Annotated in this window: 16 protein-coding genes; 4 read left to right on the forward strand and 12 right to left on the reverse strand. The window is 72.9% G+C overall.

The window, feature by feature from the left end; genetic code table 11:
• Window positions 1-68 precede the first annotated feature (68 nt).
• Window positions 69-1,238 (forward strand): MFS transporter, encoded by a 1,170-nt coding sequence (locus ABT158_RS36985; protein WP_352361655.1) that lies wholly within the window; start codon window positions 69-71, stop codon window positions 1,236-1,238.
• A 6-nt stretch (window positions 1,239-1,244) separates the two neighbouring features.
• Here ABT158_RS36985 and ABT158_RS36990 read toward each other — a convergent pair whose 3' ends face one another.
• The 6 genes from ABT158_RS36990 to lhgD form a co-directional block, all read right to left on the reverse strand.
• On the reverse strand, window positions 1,245-2,852 hold the full coding sequence (locus ABT158_RS36990; protein WP_352361657.1) for a GTPase family protein: 1,608 nt from the start codon (window positions 2,850-2,852) through the stop codon (window positions 1,245-1,247).
• Entirely contained in the window at window positions 2,849-4,675 is a 1,827-nt protein-coding gene (locus ABT158_RS36995; protein ID WP_352361659.1) for a GTPase family protein, read from the reverse strand. The genes ABT158_RS36990 and ABT158_RS36995 overlap by 4 nt, the downstream gene beginning before the upstream one ends.
• A 109-nt stretch (window positions 4,676-4,784) precedes the next feature.
• Entirely contained in the window at window positions 4,785-5,444 is a 660-nt protein-coding gene (locus tag ABT158_RS37000; RefSeq protein ID WP_352361783.1) for a response regulator transcription factor, read from the reverse strand.
• Between the two features lie 83 nt (window positions 5,445-5,527).
• Window positions 5,528-6,940, reverse strand: coding sequence for a sensor histidine kinase (locus ABT158_RS37005; protein WP_352361661.1), 1,413 nt, complete (start codon window positions 6,938-6,940; stop codon window positions 5,528-5,530).
• Window positions 6,940-7,632: a response regulator transcription factor gene (locus ABT158_RS37010; protein WP_352361663.1), complete on the reverse strand. Its 693-nt coding sequence runs from the start codon at window positions 7,630-7,632 to the stop codon at window positions 6,940-6,942. Before ABT158_RS37010 ends, ABT158_RS37005 begins: the two co-directional genes overlap by 1 nt.
• Before the next feature lie 17 nt (window positions 7,633-7,649).
• On the reverse strand, window positions 7,650-8,840 hold the full coding sequence (lhgD, locus tag ABT158_RS37015; protein ID WP_352361665.1) for an L-2-hydroxyglutarate dehydrogenase: 1,191 nt from the start codon (window positions 8,838-8,840) through the stop codon (window positions 7,650-7,652).
• Between the two features lie 73 nt (window positions 8,841-8,913).
• Between lhgD and ABT158_RS37020 the strand changes: the two genes are divergently transcribed.
• A complete protein-coding gene (locus ABT158_RS37020) occupies window positions 8,914-9,285 on the forward strand; it encodes a hypothetical protein (RefSeq protein WP_352361667.1) in 372 nt (123 codons plus the stop codon).
• A 4-nt stretch (window positions 9,286-9,289) separates the two neighbouring features.
• On the opposite strand, the gene ABT158_RS37025 is transcribed toward ABT158_RS37020, so the two are convergent.
• Together ABT158_RS37025 and ABT158_RS37030 are read right to left on the reverse strand one after the other, a co-directional pair.
• Window positions 9,290-10,288: a hypothetical protein gene (locus ABT158_RS37025; RefSeq protein WP_352361669.1), complete on the reverse strand. Its 999-nt coding sequence runs from the start codon at window positions 10,286-10,288 to the stop codon at window positions 9,290-9,292.
• Window positions 10,289-10,323: 35 nt separating this feature from the next.
• The gene (locus ABT158_RS37030) at window positions 10,324-11,595 is read right to left on the reverse strand and encodes an MATE family efflux transporter (RefSeq protein WP_352361671.1); all 1,272 of its coding nucleotides are present in this window, start codon (window positions 11,593-11,595) and stop codon (window positions 10,324-10,326) included.
• A 70-nt stretch (window positions 11,596-11,665) separates the two neighbouring features.
• Here ABT158_RS37030 and ABT158_RS37035 point away from each other — a divergent pair, with 70 nt between their 5' ends.
• Entirely contained in the window at window positions 11,666-12,634 is a 969-nt protein-coding gene (locus ABT158_RS37035; RefSeq protein WP_352361673.1) for an aldo/keto reductase, read from the forward strand.
• A 146-nt stretch (window positions 12,635-12,780) separates the two neighbouring features.
• Here ABT158_RS37035 and thpR read toward each other — a convergent pair whose 3' ends face one another.
• The 4 genes from thpR to ABT158_RS37055 all read right to left on the reverse strand — a co-directional run bounded on the left by thpR (window position 12,781) and on the right by ABT158_RS37055 (window position 16,642).
• Window positions 12,781-13,338, reverse strand: a complete 558-nt coding sequence (gene thpR, locus ABT158_RS37040; RefSeq protein ID WP_352361675.1) for an RNA 2',3'-cyclic phosphodiesterase — start codon at window positions 13,336-13,338, stop codon at window positions 12,781-12,783.
• Window positions 13,339-13,368: 30 nt separating this feature from the next.
• Window positions 13,369-14,577 (reverse strand): MFS transporter, encoded by a 1,209-nt coding sequence (locus ABT158_RS37045; protein WP_352361677.1) that lies wholly within the window; start codon window positions 14,575-14,577, stop codon window positions 13,369-13,371.
• A gap of 56 nt (window positions 14,578-14,633) precedes the next feature.
• Window positions 14,634-15,080: a MarR family winged helix-turn-helix transcriptional regulator gene (locus tag ABT158_RS37050; protein ID WP_352361679.1), complete on the reverse strand. Its 447-nt coding sequence runs from the start codon at window positions 15,078-15,080 to the stop codon at window positions 14,634-14,636.
• A gap of 125 nt (window positions 15,081-15,205) precedes the next feature.
• Entirely contained in the window at window positions 15,206-16,642 is a 1,437-nt protein-coding gene (locus ABT158_RS37055; protein ID WP_502911599.1) for an NCS2 family permease, read from the reverse strand.
• Between the two features lie 91 nt (window positions 16,643-16,733).
• Between ABT158_RS37055 and ABT158_RS37060 the strand changes: the two genes are divergently transcribed.
• A complete protein-coding gene (locus tag ABT158_RS37060; protein WP_352361683.1) occupies window positions 16,734-16,946 on the forward strand; it encodes a DUF2530 domain-containing protein in 213 nt (70 codons plus the stop codon).
• Window positions 16,947-17,000 lie beyond the last annotated feature (54 nt).

A 17,000-nucleotide genomic window follows, 5' to 3' on the forward strand; every position in this document is an offset into this window, starting at 1 on the left:
GGGCACCGGGGGGCTCGGGTGTCTCGTCGGGGGCGGAAGCCGGCGATCTTGCGGGTTAGCGTGGGCGCATGGGGAGAGACATGCCGTATCGGGGCCTGTTCCGGCTGCCCGGGGTCGGGGCGCAGGCCGTGTCCGGCTTCCTCTCCCAGCTCACCCAGCAGGTCGCGCCCGTGGGGATGGTGCTGGTCGTGCAGGACGCCACCGGGTCGCTGGCGCTCGCGGGCACGTGCGCGGCGGCGTTCTCGGTGGGCGCCGGCATGGGCAGGCCCGTCCAGGGGCGGCTCATGGACCGGCGCGGGCCGCGGCCGGTGCTCGCGGCGACGGCGTTCCTGCACGTCGTCGCGTTGATCGCGCTCGTCGCTGCGGCGGCGGCCGGGTGGCCGGTGTGGACCGCCGTGGTGCTGGCCTGGGTCGCCGGGGCCGGGCTGCCGCCGATCTCGGTGAGCATGCGCGTCGAGTGGGGGCGGCGGGTGTCCGACGGCGCCCGTACCGCCGTCTACAGCCTGGTCTACCTGGTGCAGGAGCTGGCCATGCTGGCCGGGCCGCTACTGTTCGGGCTGGTGATCGCGGTGGCCTCGGCCTCGCTGGCGCTGGGGGCGGTGGCGGTGGCGGCCGGGGCGGGCACGCTGGCGTTCTCGCGGGCGTTGCGGGCGGGCGGGGCGGCGTCCGTACGGGAGGGCGGGCGGGTCTTCGCGGACCGCCGGATGTTGCTGCTGCTGGCCGTGGTGCTGCTGCTCGGCGGGACCATCGGGGCGTTGCAGGTGGGGGTGCCCGCGTTGTCGGCCGCCCGTGGCGTGCCCGCCGCCACCGGGGTGCTGGTGGCGGCGCTCTCGCTGGGCGGCATCGCGGGGGCGGCCGGGTACGGGGCCCGTACGTGGGCGTCCTCGCCGGCGGCGCGGCTGGTGGGGGCGATGCTGGCGCTCGGGGCCGTGCTGGCGCCGCTGGCGGTGGTGGAGGCGTTGCCGGTGTTCTGGGTGGTGCTGTTCGTCGGGGGGATGGTGCTGAATCCGGCGTTGACGACGTCGTCGCTGCTGGTGGACCGGTTCGCGCCCGGGGCCCAGGGGGAGGCGTTCGGGTGGTTGTCCACGGCCGTGGGGATGGGGGGCGCGGCCGGGTCGGGGGTGGCGGGGGTGGCCGGGCAGTGGTTCGGGGCGCCCGCGCCGTTCCTGGTGGGCGCGGTGTCCGCGCTGCTGGGCGCACTGCTCGCGGTCCCCCTGCTCGGCCGGAGGAGGGCGTGACGGCGGTCAGGAGCGGGCCGTGGTGACCGCCTCGGTGAAGCGGGCGTAGCGGTCGAGCTCGGCCGTCACGGGGGCCAGCACGTAGTTCTGGGCGACCTCGCCGATGGCGGCGCGCAGGGCGCGGGCCGTACGTCCGGCCCGGCGCCGCCCGCCCGCCCACGCGGCCAGCCTGGACAGCAAGGCGATCACCACCCCGGCCAGCGCGCCGCCCGCCAGCAGCACGGTGGGCCACGGCACCGCGCCCACGGTCGGGAGCGGCGGCTGCGGCAGGCGCAGGTAGTCCATCCCGAACAGCACGCCCAGCCACAACGCGCCCGCCACCATGACGGCGAAGACCAGCCACTGCAGCACGTTCACCATCCGCCACCACCGCGGCCTGCGGGTCGTGCCGGCGGTGGTGCGGCCCACGGCCCGGTCCACCGCGTCGGCCAGCTCGGGTGAGCGCGAGCGCGCGGCCTGCCGCACCGCCGCCGCCCACGGGCCGGGCAGGTCCGCGGCGGCCGCCTCGCCGACGTCCCTGATCGCCGTCTCCACCTGTGCCCGCTGTACGGCCGACGCCGCCGGCACCGACGTGCGCCCCACGATCTCCTTGCCCGGCCTGCCCACCCCGATCCTGAGCCTGCGCAACGGGTCGGGACGGAACTTGCGCAACCAGCGGGTGACCGGCCAGCCGGTGGCGACCACGGCCCGGTGCCGGTGCCCCTTGGCCACGGCCTCCAAGACCAGCGGCACCCCGGCGGCTTGGGAGAGCGCGCCCGTGAGCCGCCGGTCCAGCCCGGCCGCCCGCCGGTCGCCGGGGTCCGGCCGCGCGCCGTCGGCGGCCAGCTGACCGGCGGCGGCGGTGACGTCGGCGGCCAGGCGGGCGGCCCACGACTCGCGCTCGGCGACCCGGTCGGCGAGCACCGAGCGCAGCTCCGGCAGGCCCGCCCCGGTCCTGGCCGAGACCGGCAGCACCGGCACGCCCGCCAGCCCGTCCTCCTCCAGGAGGCGGCGCAGGTCGGCCACGCAGCGGTCCACAGCCTGTGGAGGCAGGCGGTCCACCTGGTTGAGCACCACCAGCATCACGTCGCGGTGCCCGGCCAGCGGGCGCAGGTAGCGTTCGTGCAGCGCGGCGTCGGCGTACTTCTGCGGGTCCACGACCCAGACCAGCAGGTCCACCAGCGCCACCAGGCGGTCCACCTCAAGGCGGTGGGAGAGCCGGATGGAGTCGTGGTCGGGAAGGTCGAGGAGGACGAGACCCGACATCCCGGGCGCCTCGGCGGCGGAGTGGCGGCGCGGGACGTCCAGCCAGTCCAGCAGCGGGCTTGCTCCCTCGCCGTCCCACAGGGCGGCCTGGGCGGTGGACGTCGTCGGCCTGGTGACGCCCACGGCGGCCAGGTCCTCGCCGGCCAGGGCGTTGTAGAGCGAGGACTTGCCGCTGCCGGTCGCGCCGGCGAGCGCGGCCACGGTGTGGTCGACGGAGAGGCTGCGGCGGGCGCCGGCCCGTTCGGCGACGGACCGCGCGGCGGACACGTCCTGCTCGGGGAGGCGTCCTTCGGCCAGCTCGGCGGCCTCCAGCAGGGCGGCCAGCCGGGAGTCGAGCGAGGGCCCCTCCTTGCGGCGCAGCAGCTTCACGGCCCCTCCGTGCGGTCGCGAGCGGGCGGCTGGGGCGCGCCAGGAGCGGGCAGCTCGGCTGTGGGAGCGGGGGGAGCCGGGGGAACGGGGAGCTCCGCCGTCGGCGCGGAGGCGGTGGGGAGTTCGGCGCGGTGGTCGTGGACGGCGCGGGCCGCCGCGCGCAGGGCGTCGGCCGTGCCCCTGGGCGGTTCGACGGTCTCCAGCCGGTCGGTGAAGCGGGCGGCCTCCTCCGCCAGCAGCACTCGCACCCGTTCGCGCAGGTCCTCGCGGGCCCGCGTGGTCAGCGAGCGCACGGCCTGGTCGCCGAAGACGGCCTCCAGCAGCTTCTGCGACAACACGCTCGTGCCGCCCGCGATGCCGACCTCGATCCCGGTGAGCCCGCCGGTCGAGGCGAACACGGCCAGCATGAGCAGCAGCCCCGCCCCGTTGACCCCGAACGAGGCCAGCCGGGCGGTGGTGCGTCTCTCCGCCCCCTCCTCGCGTACGAGGTCGAGGACGAACTCCTGCCAGCCGCGCACCGCCGCCTCGGCCCGTCCGGCCAGGTCGGGAGAGGCCCGGCCGAGCCGCGCGGCCTCCATGGCGCCGAGCCGGTCGAGCAGCCCGCCGCCGCCCGGCGCGGCCGACCACCCTTCGAGCGCGCGTTCGGCGGCGCCGTCGGCCGCGCCCCTGATCAGCGACTCGACGCCGCTCTCCAGGGCGTCCTTGAGCTCGACGGCGGGGGCGCGGCCGGTGAAGAAGCCGACGATCCGGTCACGCAGCCACCCCACCCGGCTCTCCAGGGAACGCATGAGGTCGCCGGTGCCGATGAAGTCCTGCCAGCGGGCCAGCACCTCGCCGCGCAGCAGGGACCCGTCGCGCATGCCCTCGTCGAAGTCGGCCATGCCGCCCGCGTACGCGCCGGTCACGATCGTCCGCAGCCCGTCGAAGGCGGCCTGCTGGCGTTCGACGGCCGTGGCCAGCGCGGGGACGCGGGTGTCCAGGCTGTCCAGGGCGCCCGACAACGTCTGGCGGACGACCCGGGCCCGCTCGGCGGCGTCGGCGGCCAGCCCCGTGAGCCAGCAGACGATGGGCCGCACCGACTCCTCCGGCAGCCGCGCCTTCTCGTCGGGCAGCGCGGCCTCGGGCACGGTGAACAGCCGGGTGCCCGGCAGGCCGTTCTCCACCAGGAGCCGGTCGAGGTCGCGCGAGACGGGCTCGACGGCCTCGGGCGCGATCCGGTCGAGGACGACGGCCAGGGCCGTGCTGCGTTCGCGGGCCGAGCGCAGGAAGCTCCAGGGCACCTCGTCGGCGTACCGGGCGGCGGTGGTGACGAACAGCCACAGGTCGGCGGCGGCGAGGAGCTGCGCGGCCAGCTCCCGGTTGGAGGTGACCACGGAGTCGATGTCGGGGGCGTCGAGCAGCGCCAGCCCGGCGCCCAGCGCGTCGGAGGCGACCACGCGCAGCGCGCCCGCGCCGCCGCCGCCGGAGTCGCCGGTGGCGCGGGACAGGCCGGGCAGCACGTTCTGGCCCGTGAACCAGTCGCGGTCGGCCGGGTTGACGACGAGCGTGGGCACCAGCGTGGTCGGCCGCAGCACGCCGGGCTCGGCCACGTCGGCCCCCACCAGCGAGTTGACCAGGGTGGACTTGCCCGCCCCGGTGGACCCGCCGACGACGGCGAGCAGCGGCGCGTCGATCGCCCGCAGCCGCGGCAGCAGGTAGTCGTCGAGCTGCCCGGCCAGCTCGCGCAGGGCACGCCGGTCCGCCGCGGCCTCGCCGATCGCCAGCGGGAACAGCTCGCGGTCGAGCGGGCGGCGCAACGACTCCAACGCCCCCAGCAGATCCATAGGTGCCAACCCCGCTTCCCGCGGTACGCCGCTCGACACCTCGCGCCCGCAGGTCCACGCTACGGTGAGCGCCCGGGACGGTCCACCGGCCGGGGCCGCGCGGCGCGGATCAACCGGCGGGCGGCGGCTCCCTGAGCACGTACCCGACGCTGCGCAGCGTGTGGATCAGGCGGGGCTCGACGTCGTCCACCTTGCGCCGCAGGTAGGAGACGTACGACTCGACGACGCCGGCGTCGCCGCCGAAGTCGTAGTTCCACACGTGGTCGAGGATCTGCGCCTTCGACAACACGCGGCCGGCGTTGACCATGAAGTAGTGCAGCAGCTTGAACTCCGTCGGGGACAGCCGCACCTGGCGGCCGGCCCGCCAGACCTCGCGGGCGTCCTCGTCCAGCTCCAGGTCGGCCACCTTCAGCCGGCTGGCCGGCGCCCCCTCCGTCCTGGTACGGCGCAGCACCGCCCGGATCCTGGCCTGCACCTCCTCCAGGCTGAACGGCTTGGTGACGTAGTCGTCGCCCACCCGGAGGCCGGCGATCTTGTCCTCGGTGGCGTCCCGGGCGGTGAGGAACAGCACGGGCGCGTCGATCCGCCTGGCCACCTCGAACCCGTCCAGGTCGGGCAGCATGACGTCGAGCACCACCAGGTCGGGCGCGGCGCGTTCGGCGACCTCGACGGCCTCCTGCCCGTCGGCGGCGGTCAGCACCTCGAATCCGGAGAAGCGCAGGCTGGCGGAGAGCAGGTCCCTGATGCTGGGCTCGTCGTCCACCACCATGATCAACGCCTCGCGGACCTCGCGGAGCTCGGGTTTTGTCACAATTCCAGGGTGACCCAGGCACCTGAGGGTTAGCTGAAGGCTCACTCCAAGGCGAGTGGGAGTTCGACCCGGAAGGTGGAGCCCTCCTCGGGCGAGCTGGTCAGCGTCACGGTCCCGCCGTGGGCCTGGACGAGCGCCTGCACGATGGCCAGGCCGAGCCCGCTGCCGCGGTCCTCGGAGGACCGGCGGCGGCTGCGCGCGGAGTCGGCGCGGTAGAAGCGTTCGAAGACCCGCTCGACCTGCTCGGGCGGCAGGCCGGGGCCGCTGTCGGCGACCTCGGTGAAGACGGTGTCGTCGGTCGCCCCGGCCCGGACGACGATGGGCGTGCCGGGCTCGGTGTGCACGATGGCGTTGGTCATGAGGTTGCTGATGACCTGCCGCAGGCGCACCTCGTCGCCGGAGACGATGAGCGCCGCGCCGCCGACCACGTCCAGCTTCACCGTCCGGTCGGGGGCGAGGATCCTGGCGTCGTGCACGGCGTCGGCGACCAGGGCCAGCATGTCCACCGGACGCATCTGGAGCGGGCGCTGCTGGTCCACCCTGGCCAGCAGCAGCAGGTCGTCCACCAGCAGGCTCATGCGCCCGGCGGCCTTCTCCACGCGCTGCATCAGCTCGGCGGGGTCGGCGCCGGGGTTCTGGCGGGCGTACTCGGCGAAGCCGCGGATGGAGGTGAGCGGGGTGCGCAGCTCGTGGGAGGCGTCGCCGACGAACTGGCGCATGCGGTCCTCGGAGCGGCGTGCCGCCGCCTCCGAGGCAGAGCGCGCGGCGAAGGCGGTCTCGATCTGCGCGAGCATGCCGTTGAGCGACCTGGCCAGGCGGCCCACCTCGGTGCGGGGGTCGGCGTCCGGCACCCGGCGGCCGAGCTCGCCGCCCGCGATGGCCTCGGCCGTGCGCTCGATCTGCCCGAGCGGACGCATGCTGCGGCGCACGATCGTGACGCCCGCGACCGCCAGGATGAGCAGGATGCCACCGCCGCCGAGCAGCTCGATCAGCACGAGCCGCCGGGTGATGGCGTCCACCTCCTCCAGGTCCACCGCGACGACCAGCGTGCGCCGCTGGATCTCGCTCTGCAGCACCCGCCACTCGCCGTCGCCGCCGGCGGCGGGCGCGGTGTAGGCGTCCTCGCCGGGCGACTCGCGCAGCACGGGCTTGGGCTTGGCGTCCACGTCGCGGTCGCGCAGCATCGGGACGAACGCCTCACCCGGCTCCTTGACCAGCGCGATCGCGTCGGACTCGATGAGGATCGGGCGGTCGGTGGTCTCCCTGTCCCGCCGCCAGTCGCTGACGACCTTCTTGTGCATGCGCACGCTGAGCAGGTTGAGCTGGCTGTCCACCCGGTCCATGAGGTAACCGTGCAGGACCGAGACGCTGACCAGGCCGACGAAGGTCATGCCGCAGCCCAGCAGGGCCAGCATCGCCGCGATCAGCTTGACCCTCAGCGGCAGGGCTCTCATCAGGGGCTCGGCGGCAGGCGCAGCACGTATCCGACGCCCCGCAGGGTGTGGATGAGCCGGGGGCTACGGTTGTCGATCTTCCGGCGCAGGACGGACACGTACGACTCCACGATGCCCACCTCGCCCCTGAAGTCGTAGTCCCAGACGTGGTCGAGGATCTGCGGCTTGGACAGCACGCGGCCGGCGTTGGTCATGAAGTAGCGCAGCAGCTTGAACTCGGTCGGCGAGAGCGAGACGGCGTTGCCGCCGCGCCAGACCTCGTGGCTCTCCTCGTCCAGCTCGATGTCGGCGAAGGTCAGCCTCGGCGGCGCGGCCTGCGCGTCCCCGCTCGTGCGCCGGAGCACCGCGTGGATCCTGGCCACGACCTCCTCCAGGCTGAACGGCTTGGTGACGTAGTCGTCGCCGCCGATCGTGAGCCCGCGGATCTTGTCCTCGGTCTCGTCGCGGGCGGTCAGGAACACCACGGGCGTGTGCAGGCCGCCGCTCCGCATCCGCCGGACGATCTCGAACCCGTCCAGGTCGGGCAGCATGACGTCGAGCACGACGAGGTCGGGCCGGTGCCGTTGCACGGCGTTGACGGCGTCGAGGCCGCTCTTGGCCGTGGTCACGTCGAAGCCCGCGAACCTCAGGCTCGCGGCGAGGAGTTCGAGGATGTTGGGGTCGTCCTCGACTATCAGCAGGCGTGATTCCATCACCTCCAAGGATGCCCTCATCGGGAGAGTGCTGGAACAATTCCGGCAATATGCCGGGCAATTGCCAGGCTTGACGTCGCCGCGGGCGAGGGCGCGTTGCGGACCAGCACCACGCTCCCGTGGACGTCGACCACGAAGTCGTCCACCAGCCGGCCGTCCCTGGCGACGGCCTGGGCCCGGACGCCGCCACCGGTCCTGACGAGGTCGGCGGCGGTGAGCTCGGGCACGTACCGCCGGGCGGCCCGGACGAAGGCGCTCTTGACGAGCGAGCCGTAGACCTCCTTGATCCCGGTACGCCAGTGGGTGCGAGCCATGCGAAGTGTCCCCGGCCAACGCATGATTTGACCGAAATTCCGTACATCTCGCCATCGGTAGCCCTCGTAGGCCAGGGCCAGCACCGCGTTCGGCCCCACCAGGACCTCGTCGTCGATGTGCCGGGTCAGATGCACGCCCAGGAACGGGTACCGCGGGTCGGGCACCGGGTAGATCAGCCCGCGCACCAGCTCCCTGGCCGCCCCGGCCAGCGCGTAGTACTCGCCACGGAACGGCACGATCCGCACGTCCCCCGCCGCCCCGGCCATCCTGGCGACCGCGTCCGTGCCGAGGCCGCCGCAGACCACCAGCCGGTCGAAGGTGAACCGCCGCCCCCCGGCCAGCACCTCCACGCCCCTCGACGTCTCGCGGATCGCCCGGACGGGGTGCGACAGGCGGACCGAGCCGCCCATCCCTGCCACGTCAAGGGCGAGCGCGCGGGCGACGGCGGGGAAGTCGGCGATGGCGGTGTGCGGCGAGTGGATCGCGGCGACGCCGACCGCGTGCGGCTCGATCTCGCGCAGGCCGAGGCCGTCCAGCTCGGCGACGCCCGGCACGCCGTTGGCGCGCGCCCGCTCGGCCAGCGCGCGCAGCGGCGCGCGCTCGGCCCGCGTGCTGGCCACGACCAGCTTGCCGACCTCCCGGTAGGGCAGCTCGTTCTCGGCGCAGTACGCCTTCAGCAGCGCCACGCCCTCCCGGCACAGCCTGGCCTTGAGCGACCCCGGCGGGTAGTAGATCCCGGCGTGCACGACGCCGCTGTTGTGCCCGGTCTGGTGGGCGCCGACGCGCGGCTCCTTGTCCAGCACGGTCACCTCGGCGCCGCGCGCGGCGGCCAGCTCGCGCGCCACCGCCAGGCCGACGATCCCCGCGCCGACGACACCGATCTTTTCCGTCACACACCTGATTTTCCTGGTAAAGGCCGCCCTGCCGCCATACCTGGGCGAATCGAACATGAGTACGATGGCCTTCATGTACGTCCCGCCAGAGTGGCCCGCCGAGGTCCGCCCGCCCAGCGTCCCCGACTGGGAGACCTCGGCGGTGGCCTGGCTGCTCGACGCGGTGCCGCCCGACTACCGGGCCTACGAAGTGCTGAGGCGGCACCCGGTGGCCCTGGCCAGCATGGCCAGGCATCACGTCCGGTCGGCGGTCGAGGCCGCCCGCGCGGGCTATCGGGGCGCGGCCGTCGACCTCAAGGGCCACCTGCCGCCGCACGCCATCGAGGCCGTGCTCGACACCTACCGCGAGGAGGGGCCGCGGCTGGTGCGCCTGTCACGCTCGATCGAGGTGGTCGAGCGCGCGCTGCGCGGCGACATGTTCACCGCGACCATGCGCAACCCCTGACGGCTCACCGGGTGCGGCGCGCGATGAAGGTGATCACCCCGGTCGCGCCCGCGGCCGCGGCCAGCCAGATCAGCACGTCTTTGGCGGTCAGGCCGCTCGGCTCGCCGGTGTCGGACGGCCGCGCGCTCTCCTGGGCGGCGACGGGCTTCGGCGTGGGGGTGCGCGTGGCCTGGGCGCGCTCGGGCAGCGGCACCCGGTAGACCGGGCTGTTCGGGCCCTCCGAGCCGACCAGCAGGGCCTTGCCGTCGGCGGTGTAGGCGATCGACTCGGCCTGCCGCAGCTCCGGCATGGGAACCCTGGCCAGGGTCTCCCCCGACGGGCGGTAGAGGGTGGCCGAGAAGTACGTGCGGATGACGTAGGAGGAGCCGTCGGGGGCGTAGGCGGCGTCCGTGGCCATGATCGGGGCCGCGGCGACCCGGCGCAGGATGTTGACCTTGTCGGTGCGCAGCTTCTTCGGCGCGGCGTAGACGGACCCGGAGAACTCCTTGGACACGACGTACAGGCGGCCGGTGCGCGGGTTGATCATGATGCCCTCGGCGTTGCGGCCGCCGCCGGCGTAGCGGAAGCGGTAGCGGGTGGCCGGCAGCGTGGCGTCCTGGAGCGTGCGCGGCTCGGCGACCTTGTAGATGGACACGTCGGGCCAGGCGCCGTCGAGGTTGTCGCCGATGTCGGCGAACCAGAGCGTGCCCTGCCCGGTGTCCGGGTCCCTGGTCGCGGCCATGGCCTCCCAGTCCCTCGCCTCGGCGCCGCGCAGGTGGAAGGTGGCCTTCGTCCGCCCGTCGGCGCCGACCGCGTAGAACACGGGGGCGGCGGAGCTGTCGTTGTGGGTGTAGAAGACGTTCTCGTGCGTGGGCGACACGGCCAGGCCGCTCGACTCGGTGATGTCGCGGTCCTTGAACGTGAACAGCTTCTCCGGCCCGTCGTCGTCGGCCCACGCCGGAGCCGCCGACAGCGCGAACGTCGCCGCCACGGCGGCCAGGACCCGGAACACGACATCCCCCACCTCGCCATCATGCCCCACGGCTGCGCCCGGGACGCTCAGGCCACCGCCTCGGCCGTGCCCACGCGGGCACTGTGACGGCGGAACCCGGCCCCCTGAAGCACCAGGAGCAGGCCGTTGGCCGCCGCCATGGCCACCCAGAGCCCGGTGATGCCCCACGTCTGAGCCACCGGCACGGCGACCGCCAGGAGCACGCCGTAGCCGGGGACGAAGTAGGCCAGGCTCGCGCCGGACCTCTTGAGCGCGGTCAGCCCCATGCCCTGCACCGCCTGCGCGGCGTCGGCCAGCGACGACACCAGCATCAGCGGCAGCAGCGCGAGGGCCCGCTCGCGTACGGCGGCGTCGCCGGTGAACAGCCCGAGCACCTGCTCGCCGAGCAGCAGCAGCACCAGGGCCGCGGCCAGCGTCCCGGCGACGGCGAGCAGCGCGGCGGCGCGGTTGGCCCGCCGCGCTCCGGCCGGGTCGCCGGCGCGGGCCACCTCGGGCACCGACGCCTGCGCGACGGACAGCGAGACCAGCATGATGAGGCCGGTGAGCGTGGTCAGCACCGCGTGCGCCGCGGTGTCGCGGGCGCCGGTCGCGCCCGCGGCGAACGTGACCACGCCGAGCACCCCGAACTTGATCAGCACGGTCGCCGCCAGCGGCACGCTGACCCTGGCCAGCCGGACGATCTCGGCCACCCTGGGCCGCCCCTGACCGATCGGCCGCCCGAGCGCCCGGCGCAGCAGGCGGCTCGCCACGACCGCGGCCACCACGCCGGCGACCACCCAGGCCACGCCCACGCCGTCGAGGCCGAGCCGCGGCGCCAGCACCGCGGTGAGCACGCTCAGCAGCAGGCCGAAGGTCAGGCTGGGCCACAACACGTCGCGGCTGCGCCCGAGCGCCACCAGGATCGTGCTCGCGCCGCCGGTCGTGGCGAAGACCAGCAGGTAGGCGGCCAGGTACCAGGGCAGCAGGCCCAGCTCGCCGACCACCTCGCCGGGCACCCCGCTCATCCGCGCGAGCGCGGGCACGCAGATCACGGCGAGCGCCCCCAGCGTGCCCGTGACCAGGCTCAGCCAGCGCGCGTCCCGTACGACAGGAACCGCCGCGCCCGGATCGTCCCGGTACGGCGCCACGAACGGCCCCAGCCCCCGCAGCGCGCCCTGCACGGCGGCGGTGGCCGGGGTGAGCACCGCGGTCATCACCGCGAAGGCGGCCAGCGCGACCGTCTCGTGGTTGCCGAGCACGGACGTGACCACCAGCGTGCCCACCATGCCGGTGACCATCGCCAGGAAGACCGGCAGCGCGGCGCGGAGCAGGACGATCATGACGACCCCGCGCAGATCATGAACTCACCCTATGGCCTGGAGCGCACTCCAGGTATTTAGTGTGGACCCCATGGACTATGTCAACCTCGGACGCAGCGGCCTCCAGGTGAGCCCGCTCTGCCTCGGCACGATGAACTTCGGCCCGCTGACCTCGGAGGAAGACTCCTTCGCGATCATGGACAAGGCCCACGACCTGGGCATCAACTTCTTCGACACCGCGAACGTCTACGGCTGGAAGAGGGGCGAGGGCATCACGGAGAACATCCTGGGCCGCTGGTTCGCCCAGGGCGGCGGCCGGCGCGAGCGCACGGTCATCGCGACCAAGCTCTACGGCGACATGGGCGACTGGCCCAACGAGCGCCGCCTGTCGGCGCTGAACATCCGCCGGGCCTGCGACGCCTCGCTGAAGCGCATGCAGACCGACTACATCGACATCTACCAGGCCCACCACGTCGACCGGAACACGCCTTTCGAGGAGTTCTGGGAGGCCATGGAGGTCCTGCGGCAGCAGGGCAAGGTCATCTACGTGGGCTCGTCCAACTTCGCGGGCTGGCACATCGCCAAGGCCCAGGAGACGGCGGCGCGGCGCGGCACGTTCGGGCTGACCAGCGAGCAGAGCCACTACAACCTGCTCACCCGGGCGGTGGAGCTGGAGGTGCTGCCCGCCTGCGAGGACTACGGCATCGGCGTGATCCCGTGGAGCCCGCTGGCCGGCGGCCTGCTCGGCGGCGTCCTGCGCAAGATCGACAAGGGCCGGTCCGCCTCCGACACCATGGTGCGGGAGCTGGACAAGCACCGGGACAAGATCGAGGCGTACGAGAAGCTCTGCGACGAGCTGGGCGAGGACCCGGCGTACGTGGCGCTGGCCTGGCTGCTGCGGCAGCGCGCGGTGACCGCCCCGATCATCGGCCCGCGCACGCTGGAGCAGCTCGAAGGCAGCATGCGCACGCTGGAGATCGAGCTGGACGAGGCCACCCTGGCCCGCCTCGACGAGATCTTCCCCGGCCACCGCACCGCTCCGGAGGACTACGCCTGGTGACGGCGTGACCGGCCGGGCCCGGCACGACCACGGCCCGGCCGCTCGGGGCGGCTCAGGTCAGCAGGGCGCCGAGCAGGACGATCAGGAACAGCAGGCCGAGCACGAGCGGCAGCAGCCAGGGGCGAGGACGGTCCACGCCCTGGAGCCTAGCCCCGCTTCACCGGTGCGAGCGCCCAATCGCCGAGTGACTCGTACCTCACCTGAGGCCCGGTGTGGCTGCGGAACAGGTGCAGCCGCTCGGCCCGCCACGGCGACCCGGCGAACCCGGCCAGCGACTCCACCAGCTCCCTGAGGTCGATGTCCGTCCGGGCCCTGGCCAGGGTGAGGTGGGCGTGGAACCGTTTCTCGTCGGTCTGCACGGCCCCCGCGCGGCGGCCGGCCGCGCGGGCCGAGTCGGCCAGCCGGGTCATGGGGTCGCCCGTGACCCCGGCCCAGAGCACCCTGGCCCGCCGCGCCGAGGAGAACGCCCCGGCCCCGGCGAGTGCCACGTCGAGCACCGTGTGCCGGTGGGCGGCCCGCTCCAGGCGCACCTGGAGGTCGGGCAGCGCCCGTTCGGGCACCTCGCCGTAGAAGGCCAGCGTGACGTGCCAGGTGGGGCGGCCCGCCCAGCGCAGCCCCGGCACCTGCCCGACGTACGGCGCCACGGCCCGCTCGACCTCGTCGAGCGCCTCCTCAGGCGGGACCACGGCCGCGAAGAGCCTCATGTCATGCGATTGTCCCCGGACGGGGACGGATCACGCCATCGCCAGCGCCGGCCTGGCCATCCGGTTGCCGATCAGCTTGGTCACCATCACCGCGAGCCCGGTGCCCACCAGGACGAGCACGCCCGACAGCAGCACGCCCGTACGCGGCCCGCCCAGCTCCGACAGCCACCCGATCAGCGGCGCCCCGATGGGCGCTCCGCCGGTGAAGACCAGCATGTAGATGCCCATGACCCGGCCCCGCATCTCCGGGGACGTGGCGATCTGCACGCTGGCGTTCGCGGCCGTGTTGATGGTGATCAACGCGATGCCGGTCGGGACGAGTAGCAGCAGATAGACCGGGTAGAAGGGGGCCAGCCCGGTCAGCACCTGGAACAGCCCGAACCCGATCGCCCCGGAGAAGAGCACCTTGCGCGAGAGTCTGGCCCGCCGCGCCGCCAGCAGCGCGCCGCCCAGCGCGCCCACCGCGAACATGCTGGAGGCCAGCCCGAACGACGACGCCCCGGCGCCGAACACCTCGCGGGCCATCAGCGCGATCGACATCGAGAACGACTGCGAGAACATCGACACGAAGGCGATCAGCAGGATCGGCATGAGGAGCTCCTCACGCCGCAGCACGTACCGCAGGCCCTCCCTGAGCTGGCCCTTGGCCCTGGGCACCGGCTCGGACAGGTTGAGCTCGGACTTCCGCATGAAGATCAGGCTGGAGATCACCGCGCCGAAGGTGAGCGCGTTGATCAGGAAGATCGGTCCGGTGCCGCCCAGCACGGAGATCAGGATGCCGGCCACCGCGGGGCCCACCACGCGGGCGAGGTTGAAGATGGAGCTGTTCAGGGCGATGGCGTTGGGCAGGTCCTGCCGTCCGACCATCTCGACCACGAACGCCTGCCTGGTCGGCACCTCCACGCAGGAGATCAGGCCGAGCAGGAACGCCATCACGAACACGTGCCAGACCTGCGCGGCGCCGGTCATGGTCAGCACGCCGATGGTGAGCGCGAGCACCGCCATCATCGACTGGGCGGCGATGAGGATGGGCCGCTTGGGGTACCGGTCGGCGAGCACGCCGCCGAAGAGCCCGAACAGCAACATCGGCAGGAACTGCAGGGCGGTCGCCAGGCCGAGGGCCGCCGCGCTGCCTCCCGCGCCGTGCGGGCCCTTGGTGAGGTCGAGCACCAGCCAGTCCTGGGCGGTGCGCTGCAGCCAGGTGCCGACGTTGGAGACGGCGCCACCTGCCGCGAACATGCGATAGTTGCGAACCTTGAGCGACCGGAACATCCCGGTCTTGGGTTGCTCAGGCTCTATATCTTGCTGAGCTTCTCCAGGATCGGCGCCGCCTGCCGCAGGATCGACCGCTCCTCCGGCGAGAGCTCCTTCAGCCGCTGTGTCAGCCACGCCTCCTTGCGGCGGCGTTCCTCCTTCAGCAACGTCTGGGCGGCCTCGGTCACGGTCACGCTCACCTGACGCCGGTCGGTCGGGTGCGGGGTGCGTGCGACCAGGCCGCGTTCCTCTAGCGCGGCGATCACGCGCGTCATCGAGGGCGGTTGCACCTTCTCTAGCTCGGCCAATTCGCCGGGGGTTATCCCGGAATGCCGTTCCACGGCGGCGAGCGTCGCGAACTGGGTGGGCGTCAGCGAGTGCGCCGCCGCCTGACGCCGGAGTCGCCTGGTCAGCCTTGCCATCGACACGCGCAGGGCTGAGGCCAGGCCCGCGTCGCTGCGCAGGTCCATCTTGGGCTGGGTGTTCATTAGCACGTCTCATTACCTTTGCTAACTATATGCGAAGGCAAGATATTTCCCTAGGTCAGGTTCGTCTCACTCCTTGATACCCCGAAGCCGCCCCACATGCGCGGGGCGGCTCCTGGACGTCGAGGTCAGAGACCGATCGCGGCCCGGATCGGGCCGATCGCAAAGTACAGGACGAACAGCGCGGTGACGCCCCACATGAGCGGGTGCACCTCGCGCGCCTTGCCCCGCACGACCTTGACCAGCACGTAGCTGATGAAGCCGGCGCCGATGCCGTTGGAGATGGAGTAGGTGAACGGCATGACGACGATGGTGAGGAAGGCCGGGATGGCGATCTCGTAGTCGTCCCAGTCGACGTCGCGGACGGCGGTCATCATGAGGAAGCCGACGACGACCAGCGCGGGCGTGGCGGCCTCGTAGGGCACGACGGCGACCAGCGGCGCGAAGAAGACGGCGACCAGGAACAGCGCACCGGTGACCACGCTGGCCAGACCGGTCCGCGCGCCCTCCCCGACGCCGGCGGCCGACTCGATGTAGGTGGTGTTCGACGAGACCGAGCCGGCGCCGCCCGCCGCCGCGGCGATCGAGTCGACGAGCAGGATCTCCTTGGTCCGCGGCAGCGTGCCGTCGGCCTGGACCAGGCCCGCCTGGCGGCCGACGCCGACGATCGTGCCCATCGTGTCGAAGAAGTCGGTGATGAGCAGGGTGAACACGAACAGCACGGCCAGCAGCACGGAGATCCGGCTGAAGGCGCCGATCGGGTCGAACTCCGTAAACAGCGTCAGCGGGTTGTGGAACCCGAAGATCTTGTCGGCCGAGGGCAGGGCGGGGACGTTGAGCTGCCAGCCGCCGGCGTTCTTGGGCGAGGCCGCCCCCACCTTGGTGACCGCCTGGACGACGATCGCCAGCACGGTCGAGCCGACGATGCCGATCAGGATCGCGCCCTTGACCTTCCGCGCCACCATGGCGGCCGTGGCCAGCAGGCCCACGATGAACACGAGCACCGGCCAGGAGGTGAGCTGGCCGCCGATGCCCAGCTCCAGCGGCGTGCCCGCGGCCTTGCGCACGAACCCGGCGTCCACGAAGCCGATCAGCGCGATGAACAGGCCGATGCCGACGCTGATGGCGGTCTTGAGCTGGGCCGGGATGGCGCGGAACACCGCCGTCCGCAGGCCGGTGAGCACCAGGATCGCGATGATGACGCCTTCGAGGAAGACCAGGCCCATGGCCTCCTCCCAGGACATCATCGTGGCGATGTTGAAGGTCACGAAGGCGTTCAGCCCGAGCCCGGCGGCCATCGCGAACGGCACCCGGCCGACCAGGCCCATGATAATCGTCAGGACGCCGGCCACGAACGCCGTGCCCGCGGCGACCAGCGGCACCTGCGGGGTCGTGCCGTCACCGATGACCTGGCCCTCGATGTCCTTGCCGTAGGCGAGGATGATCGGGTTCAGCACCACGATGTAGGCCATCGTGAAGAACGTGGCCAGGCCGCCGCGCACCTCACGGGAGATCGTCGAGCCTCGTTCAGAGATTGCGAAGAAACGGTCTATTGCATTACGCATGTCACTCACGCGCCGAAGAGTGACAGTAGTGGTGAGCTGGGAAAAGTGTCCGCAATCGGATCGAGACCCGATTGGAAGCTAGGCTGGACACGTGAAGCAGCAGTGGCGCCCCGATCCCGAGCCGATCAAGACCAACGACACGGCCGCCGTCGGGGTCGGCACCGCCCTGTGGGCCGTCGCCCTGATCGTCCTGCTGATCTTCCGCCCGGCCCCCGAGAACACGTGGTGGATCTGGACCTGCGTCACCGGGGTCGGCTTCGGCCTCTTCGGCATGTGGTTCGTCAGCCGCCCGCGCCGGGGTTGACATTCATCATCTTCCGGACATCTCCGAAGTCATCAGGAACCCATGTCTCCCTCC

Origin of the sequence: Nonomuraea sp. NPDC001636, assembly GCF_040298265.1 — a bacterium.
In the GTDB taxonomy this organism is placed as follows: domain Bacteria; phylum Actinomycetota; class Actinomycetes; order Streptosporangiales; family Streptosporangiaceae; genus Nonomuraea.